The sequence below is a fragment of the Nonomuraea sp. CA-143628 genome (genome assembly GCF_050942315.1).
GTDB lineage: Bacteria > Actinomycetota > Actinomycetes > Streptosporangiales > Streptosporangiaceae > Nonomuraea.
In genome coordinates, this window is sequence record NZ_CP192072.1 from 7,964,756 (window position 1) to 7,983,314 (window position 18,559).

At 70.0% G+C, this 18,559-nt stretch carries 16 protein-coding genes; 10 read left to right on the forward strand and 6 right to left on the reverse strand.

Annotated elements, in window-relative coordinates; all coding sequences use genetic code 11:
* Positions 1-13: 13 nt before the first annotated feature.
* Complete coding sequence (locus ACQP2T_RS36345) at positions 14-1,639, forward strand: serine/threonine-protein kinase (protein ID WP_433509416.1); 1,626 nt, start codon at positions 14-16, stop codon at positions 1,637-1,639.
* Here ACQP2T_RS36345 and ACQP2T_RS36350 read toward each other — a convergent pair.
* Positions 1,636-4,854 (reverse strand): BTAD domain-containing putative transcriptional regulator, encoded by a 3,219-nt coding sequence (locus ACQP2T_RS36350; RefSeq protein ID WP_433509417.1) that lies wholly within the window; start codon positions 4,852-4,854, stop codon positions 1,636-1,638. The genes ACQP2T_RS36345 and ACQP2T_RS36350 overlap by 4 nt on opposite strands.
* A gap of 267 nt (positions 4,855-5,121) precedes the next feature.
* Here ACQP2T_RS36350 and ACQP2T_RS36355 point away from each other — a divergent pair, with 267 nt between their 5' ends.
* Together ACQP2T_RS36355 and ACQP2T_RS36360 are read left to right on the forward strand one after the other, a co-directional pair.
* On the forward strand, positions 5,122-5,676 hold the full coding sequence (locus ACQP2T_RS36355; protein WP_433509418.1) for a hypothetical protein: 555 nt from the start codon (positions 5,122-5,124) through the stop codon (positions 5,674-5,676).
* Positions 5,677-5,825: 149 nt separating this feature from the next.
* Positions 5,826-7,025 carry a hypothetical protein gene (locus tag ACQP2T_RS36360; protein WP_433509419.1) on the forward strand — a complete coding sequence of 400 codons (1,200 nt, stop codon included), beginning with the start codon at positions 5,826-5,828 and terminating at the stop codon, positions 7,023-7,025.
* On the opposite strand, the gene ACQP2T_RS36365 is transcribed toward ACQP2T_RS36360, so the two are convergent.
* Both ACQP2T_RS36365 and ACQP2T_RS36370 read right to left on the reverse strand, forming a co-directional pair.
* The gene (locus tag ACQP2T_RS36365; RefSeq protein WP_433509420.1) at positions 7,022-7,942 is read right to left on the reverse strand and encodes a carbohydrate kinase family protein; all 921 of its coding nucleotides are present in this window, start codon (positions 7,940-7,942) and stop codon (positions 7,022-7,024) included. The two genes, ACQP2T_RS36360 and ACQP2T_RS36365, sit on opposite strands and share 4 nt — an antisense overlap.
* A 14-nt stretch (positions 7,943-7,956) precedes the next feature.
* On the reverse strand, positions 7,957-8,982 hold the full coding sequence (locus ACQP2T_RS36370) for a LacI family DNA-binding transcriptional regulator (protein ID WP_357646170.1): 1,026 nt from the start codon (positions 8,980-8,982) through the stop codon (positions 7,957-7,959).
* 352 nt (positions 8,983-9,334) lie between these two features.
* Between ACQP2T_RS36370 and ACQP2T_RS36375 the strand changes: the two genes are divergently transcribed.
* Positions 9,335-10,615 (forward strand): ABC transporter ATP-binding protein, encoded by a 1,281-nt coding sequence (locus ACQP2T_RS36375; protein WP_433509421.1) that lies wholly within the window; start codon positions 9,335-9,337, stop codon positions 10,613-10,615.
* Positions 10,616-10,717: 102 nt separating this feature from the next.
* Positions 10,718-10,840, forward strand: coding sequence for a hypothetical protein (locus ACQP2T_RS36380; protein ID WP_433509422.1), 123 nt, complete (start codon positions 10,718-10,720; stop codon positions 10,838-10,840).
* 327 nt (positions 10,841-11,167) lie between these two features.
* Here the strand turns inward: ACQP2T_RS36380 and ACQP2T_RS36385 are convergent, their stop codons facing one another.
* Positions 11,168-11,788, reverse strand: coding sequence for an IS110 family transposase (locus tag ACQP2T_RS36385; RefSeq protein ID WP_433509423.1), 621 nt, complete (start codon positions 11,786-11,788; stop codon positions 11,168-11,170).
* Between the two features lie 551 nt (positions 11,789-12,339).
* On the opposite strand from ACQP2T_RS36385, the gene ACQP2T_RS36390 reads away from it, so the two are divergent.
* The 4 genes from ACQP2T_RS36390 (at position 12,340) to ACQP2T_RS36405 (ending at position 15,965) form a co-directional block, all read left to right on the forward strand.
* Positions 12,340-12,735 (forward strand): GntR family transcriptional regulator, encoded by a 396-nt coding sequence (locus tag ACQP2T_RS36390; protein ID WP_433509424.1) that lies wholly within the window; start codon positions 12,340-12,342, stop codon positions 12,733-12,735.
* Positions 12,732-13,628: an ABC transporter ATP-binding protein gene (locus ACQP2T_RS36395; protein ID WP_433509425.1), complete on the forward strand. Its 897-nt coding sequence runs from the start codon at positions 12,732-12,734 to the stop codon at positions 13,626-13,628. Before ACQP2T_RS36390 ends, ACQP2T_RS36395 begins: the two co-directional genes overlap by 4 nt.
* Complete coding sequence (locus ACQP2T_RS36400; RefSeq protein WP_433509426.1) at positions 13,625-14,647, forward strand: ABC transporter permease; 1,023 nt, start codon at positions 13,625-13,627, stop codon at positions 14,645-14,647. The genes ACQP2T_RS36395 and ACQP2T_RS36400 overlap by 4 nt, the downstream gene beginning before the upstream one ends.
* A gap of 124 nt (positions 14,648-14,771) precedes the next feature.
* Positions 14,772-15,965, forward strand: a complete 1,194-nt coding sequence (locus tag ACQP2T_RS36405) for an alpha/beta hydrolase family protein (RefSeq protein WP_433509427.1) — start codon at positions 14,772-14,774, stop codon at positions 15,963-15,965.
* A gap of 193 nt (positions 15,966-16,158) precedes the next feature.
* On the opposite strand, the gene ACQP2T_RS36410 is transcribed toward ACQP2T_RS36405, so the two are convergent.
* On the reverse strand, positions 16,159-16,461 hold the full coding sequence (locus ACQP2T_RS36410) for a transposase (RefSeq protein WP_433509428.1): 303 nt from the start codon (positions 16,459-16,461) through the stop codon (positions 16,159-16,161).
* On the reverse strand, positions 16,409-17,323 hold the full coding sequence (locus tag ACQP2T_RS36415) for an SDR family oxidoreductase (protein WP_433509429.1): 915 nt from the start codon (positions 17,321-17,323) through the stop codon (positions 16,409-16,411). Before ACQP2T_RS36415 ends, ACQP2T_RS36410 begins: the two co-directional genes overlap by 53 nt.
* Positions 17,324-17,368: 45 nt before the next feature.
* Between ACQP2T_RS36415 and ACQP2T_RS36420 the strand changes: the two genes are divergently transcribed.
* The gene (locus ACQP2T_RS36420; protein ID WP_433509430.1) at positions 17,369-18,322 is read left to right on the forward strand and encodes an AraC family transcriptional regulator; all 954 of its coding nucleotides are present in this window, start codon (positions 17,369-17,371) and stop codon (positions 18,320-18,322) included.
* Positions 18,323-18,559: the final 237 nt, after the last annotated feature.

The window sequence follows — 18,559 nt, forward strand, 5'->3', positions numbered from 1 at the left end:
TACGCTCTCGCGCGTGTCCGAAATATCGGTTCCCGGCTATGAGATCCGGGGCGTGCTGGGGCAAGGTGGCTTCGGGATCGTCTACCTCGCGCTCCAGTCCGCCGTCGGTCGGGAAGTGGCGCTCAAGGTGGACAACCGGGTGCTGCTCTCCGACCGCGACAGGCGCCGCTTTCTGCGCGAGGTCACCGCGGCGGGCGCGCTGTCGGGGCATCCCCATGTCGTGCCCGTCTACGATGCCGGGCTGCTTCCGGACGGCCGGCCGTACATGGTGCTCGAACTCTGTCCCGGCGGGTCGCTCTCCGGTCGGCGGCTGCTGCCGGACGCGGTGCGGGACGTCGGGGTACGGATCGCCGACGCGCTGGCCGCCGCGCACGCCCAGGGTGTGCTGCATCGCGACGTCAAGCCCGCCAATCTGCTGCTCAACCGCTACGGACATGTGGCGTTGTCCGACTTCGGCTTGGCCACGATGCCTGACTCGGGGCCCGACGCGTCGGTGACGCGGGAGTCGCTGACGCCTGCCTACGCACCGCCGGAGGCGTTCGAGCTGGCCGAGCCGAGCGCCGCCGGTGACGTCTACTCGCTGGCGGCCACGTTGTACGCGCTGCTGTCCGGGCGTCCGCCGCGTTTCCCGGCCAGTGGGGTGCCCAATCTGGCGATGGTGCTGGCGATGCATCGCCTGCCGGTGCCCGAGATTCCCGGAGTGCCGCCCGCGCTGACGGCGGTGCTGCGTCAGGCGCTCGTCAGCGACCCGCACCAGCGGACGCCCACCGCCGCCGCCTTCCGCGACGCACTGACCGCCCTCCGCCTCGACACCGAGCCGGTGCGGCAGCACTCCGGCTTTCCGGAAGACACGGTCGGCTCAGGGCCGATGAGCTCCGGCCAGCCCAGCGCCCCGTCGCCCGCTGATCCGTATCAGATGGGGCAGGCGGCACCGGCCGCTGGGCCCGCGTCGCAATCGGTCAGCCGACCCGTGGGGCGGAGGCGGCGGCATGGCGGTGGCCGGGACGTCCGGCGGGACGACACCGTTGAGCCCGCCGCTCCCAGGGGCGTCTCCAGGGTGTTCCTGGTGATCATGTCGGTCTGTGCGCTGGTGCTGGCGACCGGCGCGGGAGTGGTCGTCTACGACCACTTCGCGCGCGGGCCGGAGACGGAACCGACGCCGAAGGCCACCGGCGAGGCGGCCAAGAAGACCACGACGGCGGTCAAGATCGCCGGTGTGGAGACCTACACCAAGGGGTGTCCCGCGTCCGCGGTACCCGGGGCGAAGGCGGCGTGCGTCAAGGAGTCCGAGTGCTGGGGCGGGCTCGTCATCACCGCGGGCGACACGACGGCGCGGCGGCTCGGCTGCGAGGAGACTCATTCCTGGGAGACGTACGCGATCGCGCCGCTTCCGGCCGACTCTCTCACCTACGACCAGCGTGACCTGGCCAGACATCCCACGGTGAAGAAGGTCTGCGCCAAGGCAGTCCTACTGGCCACGAGGTACGGCCCGGCCAAGAACATTGCCGGAAATAAGTGGATATCAGATGTCATGCCGCCTTCGTCGGCACAGTTCGACCAGGGTGTGCGGGTCTACCGCTGCGTTGGTGCTCTGGAGGGCGCCGAGAGATCCGGGTCCGTGTTCCGTCCCTCCTCTTAAGTGGGCCACAGGTCGTCATTGAGCAAGGGGGTGACGGCTCCTTGGCATTGTGTGCGCGATGAAGCCGCACGTTCGAGCGCCTTGTCCGCCAGAGCGGCGTGGCGGCAAGCGGGGACCGCGCGTGTCGCGGTCTCGGCGGCGAGCAGGTGGTGACCGAGCCGGGCGAGGGCGTCGGTGGCGTCCAGCAGTGCCTCGCCATCGGCGTGTCTCAACCCATGAGCCGCTCTCGCCAGCACGTGGCTCATGGGTGTGTCGAGCTCCCCGAGATCGCCCTCGCCGCCGAGGCGCAGCACGTCGTAGCGGGCCATCGCCTCGACGCTGGGCAGTCCTATGCCGCGGGCCAGCCCCGCCGCGTACCGAGCCGTGCTCACCGCCTCGGTGAGGCGGCCTTCCGCCGCCAGCGTCCAGGCGTTGCCGAGCACGATCCACGGGGAGAAGAGCCGGTTGGCCTCGTTGCCGGTCTGGTCGGCGCGGTCCATCCAGGCTCGCGCGTCGTCCGCCGCGCCACCCAGAGCGGTGGCCGTGGCCAGACCGGCCAGGAAGAGATGGGTGAGCCGGAGGGTGTCGCGGCCGTCGAGCGCGTTGATCGCCTCCCTCAGGGATCGGCCGGCGTCGGCCGGTCTGCCCTGCGCGCATTCCACGAGCCCGCGGAAACCGAGGTATCCGGCCGACATCATCGGGCTCTGCCCGGACAGCACCTGCCGATATCCGTCGTCCGCGACGCTCCATGCCGCGTCCAGCTCGCCCATGGCGAGGTGCGCCAGAGACCGGGCGACCCCCAGCTCGACCACCCCCCAGGGCAGCTCCGCCTGGCGCGCCTCGGCCACGGCCAACCCCCGCTCGTGGTAGCCGGTGGCGTCCACGGCCCGCCCGAGAAAGCCCGCGGCCGCCGTGGCCGCCGCCATGGCCCAGATGACGGCCTGCGCACTCACCGAGTCCGAGGCCAGCAGGTGGTCGGCGGCATCCAGCACGGCCGCGCAGCGTCCGTCGAACAGCAAGATCCAGGTGCGGATCCCCTCGGCCAGATCCTCCCCCGCCCGGCCGCGCAGGAGATCCAGCGTCCGCTCGGCGGCGACGGCGTCGCCGTTGCCCCAGTACATGGTCTCGGCGCGGGCGAGGGCCCACGGCAACAGCTCGTCGCCGAGTGGGGGCTGCTCCGGCAGTACGGCTGCCGCCTCGGCGCTGCGGCCACGGTATTCGAGCACCTCGGCCAGCAGCGCGTCGGCGTCCACGGAGGGCTCGGCGTCTCTGGCGGCGCGCGCGAGCCGTTCGGCCAGGGCGAGGTCGGCCCGGTTGACGGCCTGGCGGGCGCCGGCCCGTACGATGTCGGCGCGTACCACCGCACCGCCTTCGACCTGCCAGAGCGCGGCCCGCAGCAGGTCGTCGCGACGGTGCAGAGGGGTGTCCAGCAGCGCGCCCGCCAGCCGCCACCACAGCTGCCGGGCGCGGCCGGCCGATAATCGGGCGCGCAGCACCTCGCCGTAGAGCGGGTGCGCGAGCCGTACCTGGACGCGGTTGCCCACGCGCTCGGACACGGCCAATCCGTGTGACTCGGCCTCGTCGATCGACGCCGGATCCACCAGCTGTGCCAGCAGCGCCAGCGGAAGCGGCTCGCCACACGCCAGCAGCTCCAGCACCACCGGGGTACGCGTGCCGAGCGGGCGCAGGCGATCGGCGAGCAACTGCTGGATCGCGCCACGGGGACGGTAGTCGCCCGCGAGGTGCCACACACCATGCGTCTGGCGCAGCGCGTGGTCGGTGATGGCCGTCGACAGCAACTCGCGCAGCGCGAGTGGGTTGCCCGCCGCGAGGCCGCCCAGCCGGCGCCGGGTGACCCCGTCGACGTCCCCCATGAGGGTGTGGTCGAGGAGCCGGTCCACGGCGTCCGCCGGCAGTTGCCCGAGGTCGAGCCACGGCGCCTGGCCGTCCTTCCACAAGGTCGTGATCGCGTCGGGGATGGGCGCTCCCGCGCGGCAGGTGGCCACCACGAAGGCCAGGTGCTGGGCCGCGAGGTGCCCGATCAGGGCCGCCGATCCCGTGTCGAGCAGGTGCGCGTCGTCGACGCCGATGACCACGCGCTGTTCCCGGCCGTACTCCCGTATTCGGGCGGCCGCCGCCGCCAGCACCGGCAGCCCATGGCCTTCGGGGATCTGATCGGCGGGCAGCAGGTTTGCCACCGCGCCGAACGGGATCGCGGCCAGCGAACCCGTCGCCGCCACCCACTCGCTACGGCAGCCCCGCGCCCGTGCCAGGATCTCCCTGGCCAGCCGGGTCTTGCCGATGCCCGCCTCACCCGAGATCACCACGCCCTTCGCGTCACCGCGCCGCAGGCACGACCGGATCGTGTCCAGCTCCTCGTCCCGCCCCACGAACGGCCAGCCCTCTCCTCGATGCGCTGGTGCGGGCGACTCGCCACCCCCGGGCAGGCGACCTGGCACCATCCGCGGCATGGGCGGCCGTCGCGGGGCGGCCTCCGGCTCGTTCTCCATCTCGTTCTCCGTGAGTATCGCCTGCTGCACCTCTCGCAGCCGCTGCCCCGGCTCCAGACCCAGCTCGGTCCGCAGGACGTGGCGCGCCCGCTGGTAGGTCTCCAGCGCCTCGGCGCGCCGCCCGCACCGTTCCAAGGCCGTCATCAGCAGGGCCCAGCGGCGTTCCCGCAGCGGGCCCTCCCGTACCAGGCGATCCAGCTCCTCGACGAGGCCGGCGTGCCGGCCCAGCCGCAGCCGCGCGTCGGCGTGGTCCTCGACCGCGCCCAGCCGCAGCTGCTCCAGCTGGGTCGCCCGCGCCTCCGCCCACCGGGCGGGCGGCACGTCCGCCAGCACCGGCTCGGGAGTGCGCCACACCGCCAGCGCCCGGCCCAGCCCTGACGCAGCACTTTCGAGACGGCCCGCCTCCAGCTCGCGCCGCCCCGATGCCACGCCTCGTTCGAACACCACCGCGTCGATATCGCCATCGCCGCCGGCGAGGAGCTCATAGCCGCGCCGTCGCCCGGCCAGGACGTCGCCGCCCACGAGCCGGCGCAGCCGCGTGACGTAGGCGGCGATCGTGTTGGCCGCCGTTCTCGGTGGCCGCTCACCCCACACCGCGTCCACCAGCCTGTCCGTGCTCACCACCCGCCCGGCCTCGATCAGCAGCACCGCCAGGACCACCCGCTGCTGCTCGGCGGCCACCCGTACCCACCCGTCGCCTGTGTGGATCTGTAACGGACCCAGCATCCGAAACCGCATCGCCCCGTGCCTTCCATCCGACACCGCCGCGAACAGTTCGTCATCAGGCGGTGTGCGGATGACGGGCGGAGTCATCGCCACGTCATCCGTCGCGTCGATCGACAGGTCATGCGCCCCGTCGTTCGCCAGGTCATGGCTACGTCATGCCATCTCCGTAGCGTCCCCAGCAGTCAGGTGATCGCGCCATTCGCGCGAACGCGGAGCACGAACACTCGGCGCGCCCGCGCCGACCCAACCTCGGAGGGAAGAACGCGCATGAAGATCCGCCGGCAACACCGATCCCCCGTAGTCATCGCCCGAGCCACCGTCACGCGTGTCCTGAGCGTGCTCGTGCTGGCCGTCGGCCTCGGCACGGTGGTGGCGGCGCAGGCCTCCACGGCGGCCTCCGCCGCGCGGTGCAACACGGCCGCGCACGTGTACATCAACGGGGCCTACATCAAGTACGAGACCGATCCCATCGACGGCCCCATCGCCGACTTCACCGTCCGCAACGGCCAGCGATACAACGTCGGCGGCAACGGCATCACCCCGGACGAGGACCCCTTCTGGGCCTTCTATCGCGTGTCCGACGGTTCCCACGCGTCCACCATCATCGGTAACCGGACCGGTGGGAACTGCGTCTCCAACCAGAAGACGTTCATCTCCTCGCTGACCCCCGGCACCTACATCATGCGGGCCTACTACTACGGCGGAAACAGCGGTGCGACCATCTCCGGCCAGGCTCAACTGCGCATGATCGTGCTGCCCGCGCTCAACGCCACCGCCCGGCAGTCCGGTGTCGGTGAGCTCGACAGCGGCGCCTCGCGATAGTTCCACCGCCTGCCAGGCCGCCGTCCCTCTCATCGTTCGGGGGATGGCGGTCTGGCTGCTTCGGTTGTCCGACCGGTCGCCGGCGCCTCACGGTAGTGTGCTTGGCCCGTACCCACGGAGATCACCCAGGACGGACGCGCACAGGAGGCATGGTGGGCCTGCGACTGGCAGCCGTCACTCTGGTGATGGTGGCGCTGAGCGGATGTTCGGTCGTCTCGGCTCCCGGCCGCGAGCCCGGCCCGACCGATCGCGTCACCTCCAGTAGCAGTCCGAGTGGTCGCGTCACATCCAGCCCCAGCTCCAGTGCCAGTACCCCGGTCGCGACGCGCCCCAAGGGTCGCTGGCGGGTGGTCTACCGGCAGAAGGGGCTGGACTACGGTGCCGAGTTCCTGGACATCGCGGCCACGGGCGCGGCCGACGCGTGGGCGGTCGGTGAGCGGACGTTCGGCACCGACGGCCACGAGGCGTTGCTGGTCCACTGGGATGGCGAGCGCTGGCGACGGCTGACGAAGGAACTGCCGAAGCAGGCCCGGTACGTCACGCTCACCAAGGTAGACGCCACAGACCCCGGCAACGTGTGGGTGATCGCCGAGGACAAGGAGGGCGGTGAGTCCGGGCTGCTGCGCTTCGACGGGCGGCGCTGGTCGTTCATCCCCGATCCGGTGGTCACGTCCGAGGGGGATACCGCGAGTCCGTCGGAGGTGGTCGCGCTGGGTGGGGGGCAGGTGTGGGCGCTCGGTGACGGGTGGGCGCGGCACTTCGACGGGCAGCGCTGGACCAGCCAGGCGATCCCCATCACGACGTACGGGGCCGTCGCCGTGTCGCCGCAGGACATCTGGGCGGTCGGCGAGGTGGACCCGCTGCCGGACGACGGCTATGTGCAGGCGGAGCCGGCCGTCGCGCGCTTCGACGGGCGCGCCTGGCGGCGCGTACCGCTGCCCGCGCCGTCGGAGCCCTCGCCGTCGCCGTCGCCGTCCGGCTCGGTCGACTCGCGGGTCTCGGCGGTGCTGGCCGTGGCCGCCGACGACGTGTGGGCCGTGGGCGGCTACGAGACGTCGGACGGCGCGTTCCGCCCTCTGTCCTACCGGTGGAACGGCATGGCCTGGCGGGCGGTCGCCATCGACGGCGGCCAGTTGACCGGGATCGCCCGCGACAGTGATGGCGTGGTGTGGGTCGCCTCCCGGAAGACCGTCGCCGAGGACGCGAAAGACGCGTACCGGCTGCTGGCCGAAGCGGGCGGGCGGTGGTCGCGGGTCGCGCCTCCCGCCCCGGTGACCGCGATGACCGCGCTCCCCGGCGGGAAGCCGCTGTGGGCGATCGGCCAGGACGCGATCACGGAGTATCGCTAGGGCTCGGCTCTTTCACGCGGCTCAGCGGGGTGGGCTCGGTGAATGGCGTCATGGCCGCTCGCCCGGCTCAGCAGCATGGACTCGGTGATCGGGGACTCGTGGGTGCCGAGGACGGTGCAGGCGTGGGCTCCGGCGGTGGCGCCGAGCCGTACGCGCTGCTCCAGGGGAAGTCCGCGCAGCGTGCCGTACAGGAAGCCAGAGACGAACGCGTCGCCCGCGCCGTTGCTGTCGGCGACCGGACCGGGCAGGGGCGCGGCCGGGAAGGCGCGCAGCGGCGTGTCGCGGGTGAGGACCAGGCAGCCGTCGGCGCCGCGCGTGCAGACGACCGTGTGGGCGCGGCCGCGTTCGATGATGGCGGCCATGGTGGCGGCCGGGTCGGCGAGCGCGGCGGCCGAGAGGAAGACGAGGTCGGAGCGGTAGGCGAAGTCCCGGTGGTAGTCGTCGACGCCGTTCCAGTCGTGCAGGTCCGTGGAGACGGGCATGTCCAGGTCCGGGTATACGTGGCGGCAGAAGTCGGTGATCGACACGTGCGCGTGCCGGGCGCGGACGCCCTTGTAGAGGTGGCTCGGGAGCCGCTCGCCGGGCGTGACCCTGGGGTCGAACAGCGAGGTGCGGCGGCCGTCCGGATCGACCAGCAGGACACTGCGCCGGGTGCCCGCCCGCGCGGGCGCCCAGGTGAAGTCGAGGCCGCGCAGCGCGTGGCGGATCAGCGCGCCCTGCGGATCCTCGCCGATCAGGTCGGCGAACGTGACGTCGAGCCCGAGCGCCGCACAGCCGAGCGCGACACCGGCGCCGGTGTTGCCGATCCGGTCGATCACGGGCGGCACGGAGTAGGTGTCCTCGTACGGGAGGGGCAGCGCGGGCACGTACACGGTGGTGTCGACCCCGGCGCCGCCGAGGACCAGGACATCGCGCATGGGCACGGACGGTGTCACCGGTTCACCAGCGGGCCGGAGCCCGTGGAGCCGCGGACCACCAGCTCGGGCTGGAAGACGAGCTCGACGTGCTTGGCGGGCGCCCCGTTGACCTCTTCGAGCAGAGTCTGCACCGCGGCCGTCGCCATCGCGCCGATCGGCTTGCGTACGGTGGTCAGCGGCGGATCCGTGAACGCGATCAATGGCGAGTCGTCGAAGCCGACCACCGACACCTCGCCCGGCACGGCCAGCCCCTTCTCGCGGCAGGCGCGGATCGCGCCCAGCGCCATCAGGTCGCTCGCGCACACGATGCCGGTGCAGCCGCGCGACAGGAGCTGCATGGCCGCCGCCTGCCCGCCCTCGACGGAGAACAGCGAGTGCGCGATCAGCTCGTCGACGGCGCTCGTGCCGAGGAGCTGGGCCATGGCCTGCCGGTAACCCTCGATCTTCCTGATCACGGGTACGAACCTGCGCGGCCCCAGCGCCAGCCCGATCCGCTCGTGTCCGAGGTCCACGAGATGCTGTACGGCCAGCCGCGCGGCGAGCCGGTCGTCCGGCGAGATGAACGGCGCGTCGATGTGCTCGCTGTAGCCGTCGACCAGCACGATCGGCAGCCCGCGGTCGGTGAGCCTGGTGTAACGGTCCATCCGCGCGGTGGTGTCGGCGTGCAGCCCCGACACGAACACGATGCCGCTCACCCCACGGTCGACCAGCAGTTCGGTGAACTCGTCCTCGGGCGCGCCGCCCGGCAGCTGCGTGCAGAGCACGGGCGTGTAGCCGTGCTGGGTCAGCGCCTTCTCGATGGACTGGGCGAACGCCGGGAAGATCGGATTGTCCAGCTCGGGGGTGACCAGGCCGACGAGCCCGTTGCTGCGCTGCCGCAGCCGGGGCGGCCGTTCGTAGCCCATGAGGTCGAGCGCGGTCATCACGGCCTGGCGGGTGGCGACGGAGACGCCGGGCTTGCCGTTGAGCACCCGGCTGACCGTGGCCTCGCTCACCCCGGCCTGGGCGGCGATGTCGGCGAGGCGCGCGTGACCGGTCATGCGCGCCACTGTACTTTCCACCGAGCCGCCGGATGGAACGCGCGCGGGACGTCGGAGGCGGCGAAGCCGCGCCTGTACACGGAGTACGTCACAGCCTCGCGCCACCCCTGATCATGCTCCGCAGCCCCTAAGACGGTCCCGACAATGAAAGCTCTTGCCGCAATTTCCCGCAAGCCCTTCCAAGTCACGATTTTTCCGGATGTTTCCGCCATCGGATGCCCAAAACCCCTAGCCGAAACCCGATTGGGCAGAGATCTTTTATGACAAGGGTGGACATGTAGCGTTAAGGCGCGATGTACTACCCCTTCAATCAGCCCCGTCACAGGTGACACGTGCGCAAGGTGTTGGGCCCATGAGCTCGGTCGTTCTCGACAAAGTGACCAAGGTGTACCCGGGTAGCTACCTGGCGGTAGACCGACTGAGCCTGAAGGCCGAAAATGGCGAGTTCCTCGTTCTGCTCGGCCCCTCCGGCTGTGGCAAGTCCACGCTGCTGCGGATGATCGCGGGTCTGGAGGAGATCACCGAGGGGGACCTCTGGCTGGACGGCCAGCTGGCCAACCACCTGGCGCCACGTGACCGCGACGTCGCCATGGTGTTCCAGAACGGCGCCCTCTACCCGCACAGGACCGTACGCGGCAACATCGCCTTCCCCCTGGAGATCGCCAAGTCGGACCCGGCACAGGTGCGCGAGCGCGTCACCGAGCTGTCCAAGGCACTGCACATCGACGACACCCTGGAGCGCCGTCCGGGCACCTTGTCCGGCGGCCAGCGCCAGCGCGTCGCGATGGGACGGGCGATCGTCCGCCAGCCCAAGCTGTTTCTCATGGACGAGCCGCTGTCCAACCTCGACGCCGGCATGCGCACCGAGCTGCGCATGGAGATCTCCGCCCTGGTCAGATCGCTGAACGTCACCACCATCTACGTGACGCACGACCAGGTCGAGGCGCTCACGCTGGCCGACCGGATCGCCATACTCAACCGCGGCGTCCTGCAAGATGTCGGCACTCCGGCGCAGATCTACAACGACCCGGCGACGGCGTTCGTGGCGGCCTTCCTCAACTCCCAGCAGCTGAACCTCCTGGCCGCGACCGTGCGCACGCCGCAGAACCAGTACGTCATGCTCGACTTCGGCCCGCACCGGCTGACGCTCCCGTGGAGCGATCCCCGCGCCTACGCCATCTCCCAGCACACCGGCGGCCAGGTGCTGGTCGGCCTGCGCCCCGACGGCCTGGCGCCGGTGCCCGAGTCGTACGAGGGGCCGTCGTTCTTCGGCCGGGTGCGGGCGCTGGAGTACCACGGCCACGAGTGGCTGGCCTACATCGAGTGCGGCGTCCCGGCCGTACCGGTGCCCGAGCCGCCGGACCGGCGCGTCCAGGCCAACGGCCGCAAGGACGGCTCGGGCGGAATCGGCGGGCTGGTCCGCCGGATGTTCTCCCAGCGCGAGGAGCGGGAGGAGCAGGAGCAAGTCGGGCAGAACGCCGGCAGCGGCATCCATCGCCGTTCCGACATCATCGTCCGCCTGGGTGGACGGCCGGTCTGGCGGGCCGGCGAACCGGCCAAGGTGGCCATCGACCAGAGCCGCCTGATGATCTTCACCCCGGACGGGGCCCGCATCGACCCACCCCGCCGCTGACCCTCTGCCCAGGCGGTGTGGCTGGCCGAGGAGGTCGCGCACGCCGAGCGACGGCCTGAGCGGGTTCGGGAGGAACTGCTGAAGCATCCGCGTGAGGAGCGGATGGAACCGCCAGCGCCTGGACGGATCTCCCGGATCGTGGCCTCGGCCCTGCACAACACGGAGGTCGCCTGGTCGGTGCGGATCGCCTCTCGGTTGAGTCCCGAGACCACGCAGCGGATCTAAGGCATGCTCTCGATCCGGTCCACGACGTTCTTGACGGTGCGCACCTGGGCGGCAGCCAGCGTCCGTGGCTGCGGAGCGGGCAGCGGCAGCAGCGGCCACCTTCTTGGTCACATCGCCGTGGCGCAGCAGCCCTTCGGGGGCGTGCGCGGTGATCCAGGAGAACAGCGCCGAGGCGTGCGCGAGATGGTTGTTTACGGTCGCGGCGGCCATCGGCCGGATCGAAGCGCTCGGGAAGCCCGACCACCTGACCGGAAAATGGGAGCCTCAGCTGGGCGCGCGGCAGCGAACCTTGGCCTGGTGATGGGCGGAGGTTGTGAAGGGTGTGGTTCAGGCGGTGGGGGTGAGCGTGACGGTGAAGCCCAGAGCCTCGAGCTGGCGGATGTGGTTGCGGGTCTTCGTGCCCTTGTCGATGCGTTGGCTGTGGTAGCCACTTCCAAGGTCGTGGAAACGGGTGGCGGGGTCGTTGAGTAGATGCCAGATGATCACTAAGACGGAGCGTGCGACGGCGACCAGGGCTCGGAGCTTGCCGCGGCGTTTGACGATGCGCCGGTAGCGTTCCCCATCGATACGCAGTCGTGTGTAGTCGCGTAAGCGCCGGATCTCGGGTGGTGGCACGAAGGAGGGCCGGAGCATCCCGCGTTCGGTGAGCTTGGCCAGCCATACTGCGTCCAGATTGTCCGTTTTGGGGCGGCCCGGCACATTCTTGGCATCGCGGGCATTGACCAGCTGGACCGTCAGCCCGCGAGCTTCCAGCAGGTAGAAGAAGATCCGCCAATAGTCCGAGGTCGACTCGACCGTGATCAATTCGACCTGCTGGCAGGCTAGGTGGTCGGCCAGTTCGATGATCGCGTTGGTCCTGGCCTCGACGTCCCACACCCTGGTGACGCGCCGACCCGATCCGGACTCATGGGGCAGGCGCGTGCACACCTTGCCCGAGGCCTTGGCCACGTCGATGGCGCAGACCCGCTCGGTGAACTGCTCGTGCAGTGTCGGAGGCGATCTCCTCCGACACTCCCTTCACGGGGCCTCCCCTTCTCAAGCTGATAGAGAGGGTGCCCGGGGGCCTCGGTCGGGAGCCGAAATTCTGACCGGCGTGCTCGAAGCACAGTGCAAGACCCGTCAAGGTCAAGGCCCCGCCACCAAACTTTCGTACGGCCTCACAGGCCAAAGGTGGTACCGGCGTCGGCGGACAACCCCCACCGAATTTTCACGCCTGCACGGCGTCCCCCACAGGGATATCAGAACTTTCGTGAAGTGATTTCGGCGCGATCGGAGCCCGGGCCAGACGGGGCCGAGCTGGGGCTGGAGGGCGGCGTAGAGCCAGATTACTTCACGGAAGGGCCATTTCCTGAAGGGGATCGGCATCCGGCAGATCACGGGCTTCTCACCGGGCCCCCGGGACAGAAACCGGCGGGTGATGTCAGTGATCCTCCACTTGCCGGCGGCCACGGTCTCTCAATGGGTTATTGTCTTATGACATTAGATGAATGGAGCAAGTGGTGATCGAGTTCCATCTGGATGACGGGTCGGGCGTCTCGCCGTATCTGCAGCTGGTCCAGCAGGTACGGCGAGCGCTGCGGCTGGGTTTGCTGCGTGAGGGGGATCGGCTTCCGACGATCAGGGACGTGGTGGCCCAGGTGACGATCAATCCCAACACCGTGCTCAAGGCCTACCGGGAGCTGGAACACGCTGGGCTGGTCACCGCCCGTCCGGGTGCCGGCACCTTCGTCACGGTGACGCTGGCCGACGCCACGCTTGCCGCCGCGTACGGCCCGCTGCGTCAGGACCTGCGGCGCTGGCTGGCCAAGGCCCGCCTGGCCGGGCTCGGCGACGAGGACATCGAAGCCCTGTTCATGACCACTTTTCAGACCGCCGCTCAGGAGGACATAGCGTGACCGCGATCCTGCGGGCCCAGGCTCTGGGCAAGAAGTACAAGCGGAGCTGGGCGCTGACCGATTGCACGCTGGACATCCCAGCCGGGCATGTGACCGGCCTGGTCGGCCCCAACGGCGCCGGGAAATCGACGCTGCTGAACCTGGCCGCCGGGATGCTGACACCGACGTCGGGCACGATCGAGGTGTGCGGCGGCCGTCCCGGCAGCGGCCCGGCCCAGCTGGCCAGGGTCGGTTTCGTCGCCCAGGACACCCCCACCTACCCCGCCTTGAGCGTCGCCGACCACCTGCGGCTCGGCGCCCGGCTCAACCCCGGCTGGGACGACGCCCTGGCCCGGCAGAGGATCAAGCGGCTCGGCCTCGATCCAGCCCGGCCCGCCGGGAAGCTGTCGGGCGGCCAGCGCGCCCAGCTCGCCCTGACCCTGGGCATCGCCAAACGGCCCGAGCTGCTGATGCTGGATGAACCGGTTGCCGCACTCGACCCGCTCGCCCGCCGCGAGTTCCTGCAGGACCTCATGGACGCCGTCGCCGAACACGGGCTCAGCGTCGTGCTTTCCACCCATTTGATCGCCGACCTGGAACGCGTCTGCGACCACCTCATCGTGCTGGTCGGCTCGAAGGTCCAGGTGGCCGGAGAGGTCGAGGACCTGCTGGCCGCCCACCACCGGCTCAGCGGCCCGCGCCGCGACCTGTCCACGCTGCCCGCGAACCAGCACGTCATCTCCGCCAGCCACACCGACCGGCAGACAACCCTGCTCATCCGCACGGACGAGGCGATCCTCGATCCCGCCTGGAACGTCGGCCGGCTCAGCTTGGAAGACCTCGTCCTGGCCTACCTGAAAAGGCCCGCCGAGGCCGGCCACGACCACCGCCCCGCCCTGGAGGTCCTTCGATGACCTGGCTGACCTGGCGCCAGTTTCGTACCCAGGCCGCCACGGTGGCGGCCGCCCTGGTCGTCGTCGCCGCGATCTTGGCGATCACCGGCCCCCACCTGGCCGGCCTCGCGTCGGGTGAGCCGAATCTCTTCCTGACCCGCATCACCGCCACCGACGGCATTCTGTACTTCGGCAGCGCCGTGCTGGTCTACCTGTTGCCCGCCGTCATCGGGATCTTCTGGGGCGCGCCGCTGGTCACCCGCGAGCTGGAGATCGGCACGCATCGCCTGGTGTGGAACCAGTCGATCACCCGGACCCGGTGGCTGGCCACCAAGCTGGCCATCGTCGGCCTGGCCGCCATCGCCGGGTCCGGGCTGCTCAGCCTCGCGGCCGGCTGGTGGGCCGGCCCCATCGACGCTGCGGCCGACGCGAGCGACGGCAACCCCTTCCCCGCACGCGTCTCTCCGCTGATCTTCGGCGCGCGCGGGATCGTCCCGGTCGGCTACGCCGCCTTCGCCTTCGTTCTTGGCGTCACCATCGGACTGCTGGTGCGCCGGACCGTGGCCGCCATGGCCATCACCCTGGCCCTGTTCGCCGCCATCCAGCTCGCCGTCCCGTTCACGGTGCGCTCGCACATCATCCCCGCGGCCCAGCAAACGGTCGCGATCGACAAAACGAACGTCAGGTCCTTCAAGGTCGACAACACCGGCCAACCCAAGGAACTGACCGTGGCCGGCCCTTCCGGCGCCTGGGTCCTGTCCAACGAGACCATCGACGCCACCGGCCACGCCGTCGCCGTCCTGCCCGCATGGTTGGCCGGCTGCATGCCGCCGCCACCAGGACAGGGCTCCCAACCTAACGCGCCTGGCGCTCAAGCGTGCTTCGCCAAGCTCGCCGACCTCGGCTACCGGCAACGGGTGACCTACCATCCCGCCGACCGCTTCTGGGCTCTGCAAGGGGCCGAAACCACACTCTTCCTCATGCTGTCCGCCCTGCTGGCCGGGCTGTGCTTCTGGTGGACCAGCCACCGCCTGACCTGACCTGACCTGACCAGCCGATGCCGGCTCGGCTTCTTATAGAGGCCGCCGGCCAGCCGCCCACGCCCGTTGAAGCACACCTTCGGGCGGCCATTCCCTCCTGCCACAAACAGAAACGGACATCTCCATGAAACGCGCGACCACTGTCACCGGGGCCTTCATCCTCGCCCTGTCCACCTGCACCGTCTACGCCCCCGCAGGCATCGCGTCGTCCATCGGCCCGGCGGCGACCAGCCCCGCGACGGTGCCCAACAGCGCACCGAAGCTGCCCAAGCCCACCGGCTCCCATCCGGTCGGCACCACCTCCCTGCACGTGAAGGACGCCTCTCGCCCTGACCCTTGGGTCCCCGAGGCCAAGCAGAGAGAGCTCATGGTCTCGCTGTGGTACCCGGCCAAGACGCCGAACGGACGGCGAGCGCCCTACATGACGGCCAAGGAGTCGGAGCTCATCCTGAAAGGAGCGGAGATCACCGGCGTGCCGTACGACGTGCTGAGCAAGACGCGCACCAACGCCTTCCTCGACGCCAAGCCGGCAGGGAGCAGGCACAGCCTGCCACTGGTGGTGCTTTCACCAGGCTTCACCGAGCCCCGCAGCTCGCTCACCGCCCTGGCCGAGGACCTGGCCAGCAGAGGGTACGTCGTGGCCGGGATCGAGCACACCTACGAAAGCCTGGCCACGAGCCTTCCCGGCGGCCGGGTCGTCACCTGCGTCGCCTGCCAGGACGACAAGGGCAAGGCGTTCTGGGCCAAGCTCGGCCAGAGCCGGGCGGCCGACGTCTCCTTCGTCCTGGACACGCTGACCGGGACCCACCCCAAGTGGAAGAGCGCCTCACTCATCGACAACAAGCGGATCGCGATGGCGGGCCAGTCCGCCGGAGGCGCGAGCACCATCACCGCCATGCTGAAGGACACCCGCATACACGCCGGGATCAACATGGACGGCACCACCTTCGCCCCGATCCCGGACAGCGGACTGCCACGACCGTTCATGTTCCTGGGCACCAAGGCCGACCACAGCCCGGGCGGCAAGGACACCACCTGGGAGCGCGACTGGGCCCACCTGACGGGATGGAAGCGCTGGCTCGTGGTGGCCGGGGCGGAACACGCCTCCTTCACCGACACCGCACTACTGGTGGAACAACTCGGCATCCACCGCAACCCCAACCTGACCGCGACCCGCGCGGTGGAGATCACCCGCGCCTACACCCGAGCCTTCTTCGACCAGCACCTGCGTAACAAACCCCAGCCCTCCCTGAACAAGCCCTCGGCACGCTACCCCGAGATCAAGCTCTGCTCGGTGAAAACGAAGACCTGCTCCTAGCCGCTCACCCGGCATCGCCGCCGTCTCCATACCGGCATAGATCCTCTTCGTTCCCCCTTCGGCTCCCCTGACCCTCCGTCTGCCCCCGCCTTGGTCAGGACGGGCACGGTCAAAGCCAGCAGAACCCCGGCCCAGGTGGCGTGCACGCCGAGGCGGTTACCGCCGCCGGCGTTCCCCACCTGGGCGCTCGGGCTCAATCCACTTCCGGAACGGAGATGAGGGGCTGCTGGTCGCCAAGGGCCCAGGTCACCGCCGCCCTTCGGCTTCGGCATCTACTTCCCCTTATATCGATTTTGACGATGCCGCGGACGCGGGCGCGACGCCCGCCGTGCCGTCGCCGCATCAGATGCGCGATCTTGCGTTCGGCCTTGGGCCGGGTCGCGCGGCAGCGGGCCGGCCGGTCTGGATCGCTGCTGCGCTCCCGGCCTTGGGCCAGGTGCTCCTCATGCGGGCTGATCTTGATCGCGCGGCCGTCCTTGGCCTTGCCATGCTCCAACGGCCGTCGCGTCCTTGACGAAATCGGCGAAGTCGCGAGGAGGACGGCCGAGCGCACGCTGCACTCCGTCGGACACGTGCTCGTCCATGCCGCGCCGAATCGGAGCGACCGCGTCGGCATAGGATCCGGCATCGGGCCTCGGCCAGCCCTCAGCGACCAACTGAGCGATGAACTCCTCAGCCGTCAGAGGCGTGTATCGCACAGTTCGGCCGGTGGCTTCCGAGATCAGGGCGAGAGCCTCGCCGATGCTCAGCGCGCGCGGTCCGGACAGTTCATAGGTCTGTCCAACGTGTCCGTCCTCCGTAAGTGCCGCGACCGCCACCGCGGCGATGTCCTCGGCATCGACGAAGCTCGCCGCACCATCACCGGCCGGTAGCCGCAACTCGCCGGCCAGCACCGCCGCGCGGAAGAAGCCCTCGCTGAAGTTCTGCGCGAACCAGCCGGGCCGCAGGATCGTCCACGCCAAACCGCAGGAGCGCACCGCGTCCTCGCCATCGACGTGGGTCTTGCCCACCGCGTCGTTGTCGCCCGCGTATCCGGGCACGTCCACTCCACGCCCCGACAACAGCACGACGCGTTCGACGCCAAGCTCCTTCGCCCGCCGAACGAACGGCCGGGTCAGCAACTCGCCATCGTGCGGCACGATGAAGACCCGCCGCGATCCCTCCAGCGCGGCATCCCACGTGCTCGGGTCGGTCCAGTCGAAGCGAGGGGCGCCGGAGCGAGACCCCACGCGAACGGCCATGTTCTCGCGCTTGAGCCGAGCCACGATCCGTGCGCCGACTTTGCCGGTACCACCGGTAACAAGAATGGGAGGTTGTGTCATGCGTCCACTCAACCCTGATGTGGTGAGCGTATCCATGGCCACAACGCTCAGTTCGATGTTCGGGCGTCTAACCTTGGGCTCGTGGACACACTGACGGACCTACTGGACGGGGTACGAGCACGCGGAGCCCTCATCCATCAGGCGATCATGACCTCGCCGTGGTCCCTGCGTTTCGCCGGCGGCGCCCCGCTGACCCTGCTCACCATGCTGGACGGTCAGGCTTGGATCATTCCGCCCAACGGCGAGACGGCGGCCATCGGCCCCGGCGACATCGCCATCGTCCGTGGCCCCGCCTCCTACACCGTGGCCGACAACCTGGTCACCCCACCTCAGCATGTGATCACCAGCGCCTACTACTGCGCGGCCACGGCACGGGCGGTCGCGGATGACGATCTGGCCCTGGATCCGCGTACCTGCGGCGTCACGGAAACCGGCTCGGCCATCCTGCTCACCGGCGCCTACCAGGGCCGGGGTGGGATCAGCGACCGCCTGCTCGACGCCCTGCCGGGCATCCTCGTCGTCTCCGATGACGAATGCCGCTTCCCGCTGCTCGACCTGGTGGCGGCCGAGGTCGTCCGGGACAAGCCAGGCCAGCAGGCCGTCCTCGACCGTCTGCTCGACCTGATGCTCGTCTCCGCCCTGCGTGCGTGGTTCGATCGCCCGCACACGCACGCCCCGGTCTGGTACCGCGTCAAAGACGACGCTGTCGTGGGCGCCGCTCTCCGCCTCATGCACGGCGATCCCGCCCACCCGTGGACAGTGGAAGGTCTTGCCACCGAGGTCGGCGTCTCCCGAGCCTCCCTGGCCCGCCGGTTCACCGCCGAAGTCGGCGAGCCTCCTATCAGCTACCTGGCCAATTGGCGTATGGCGCTGGCGGCCGATCTCCTTCGCGACACCGACATCACCGTGGGTTCCATCGCACGCAAGGTCGGCTACTCCGGCACCTTCGCGCTCAGTGTCGCGTTCAAACGCCGGCTTGGCATCACCCCCAGCCAGCACCGCGCCGCCGCGCCGCGGGATCAGCGCAGTGGTTGATCATCTCGGGGCGTGGATGTGAGCCACTTCTGTGTGGAGCCGCACAAGCTGAAGGAGGTCGGCACGGTGCCTGACATCCTCGGTGTCGGAGCTACTGAGCGCCATGACGGCTCTGGTTGCCGCAAGCAGCCGCTGTGCTGCCTCCTGTACGACTGACGCCTGTGGGAAGGTGAGTTCGGCGAGTTCGCGAGCAGCGGCGCTACGGCGCGGAGTTCCGACGGCTGGCCGAGTTCGCCG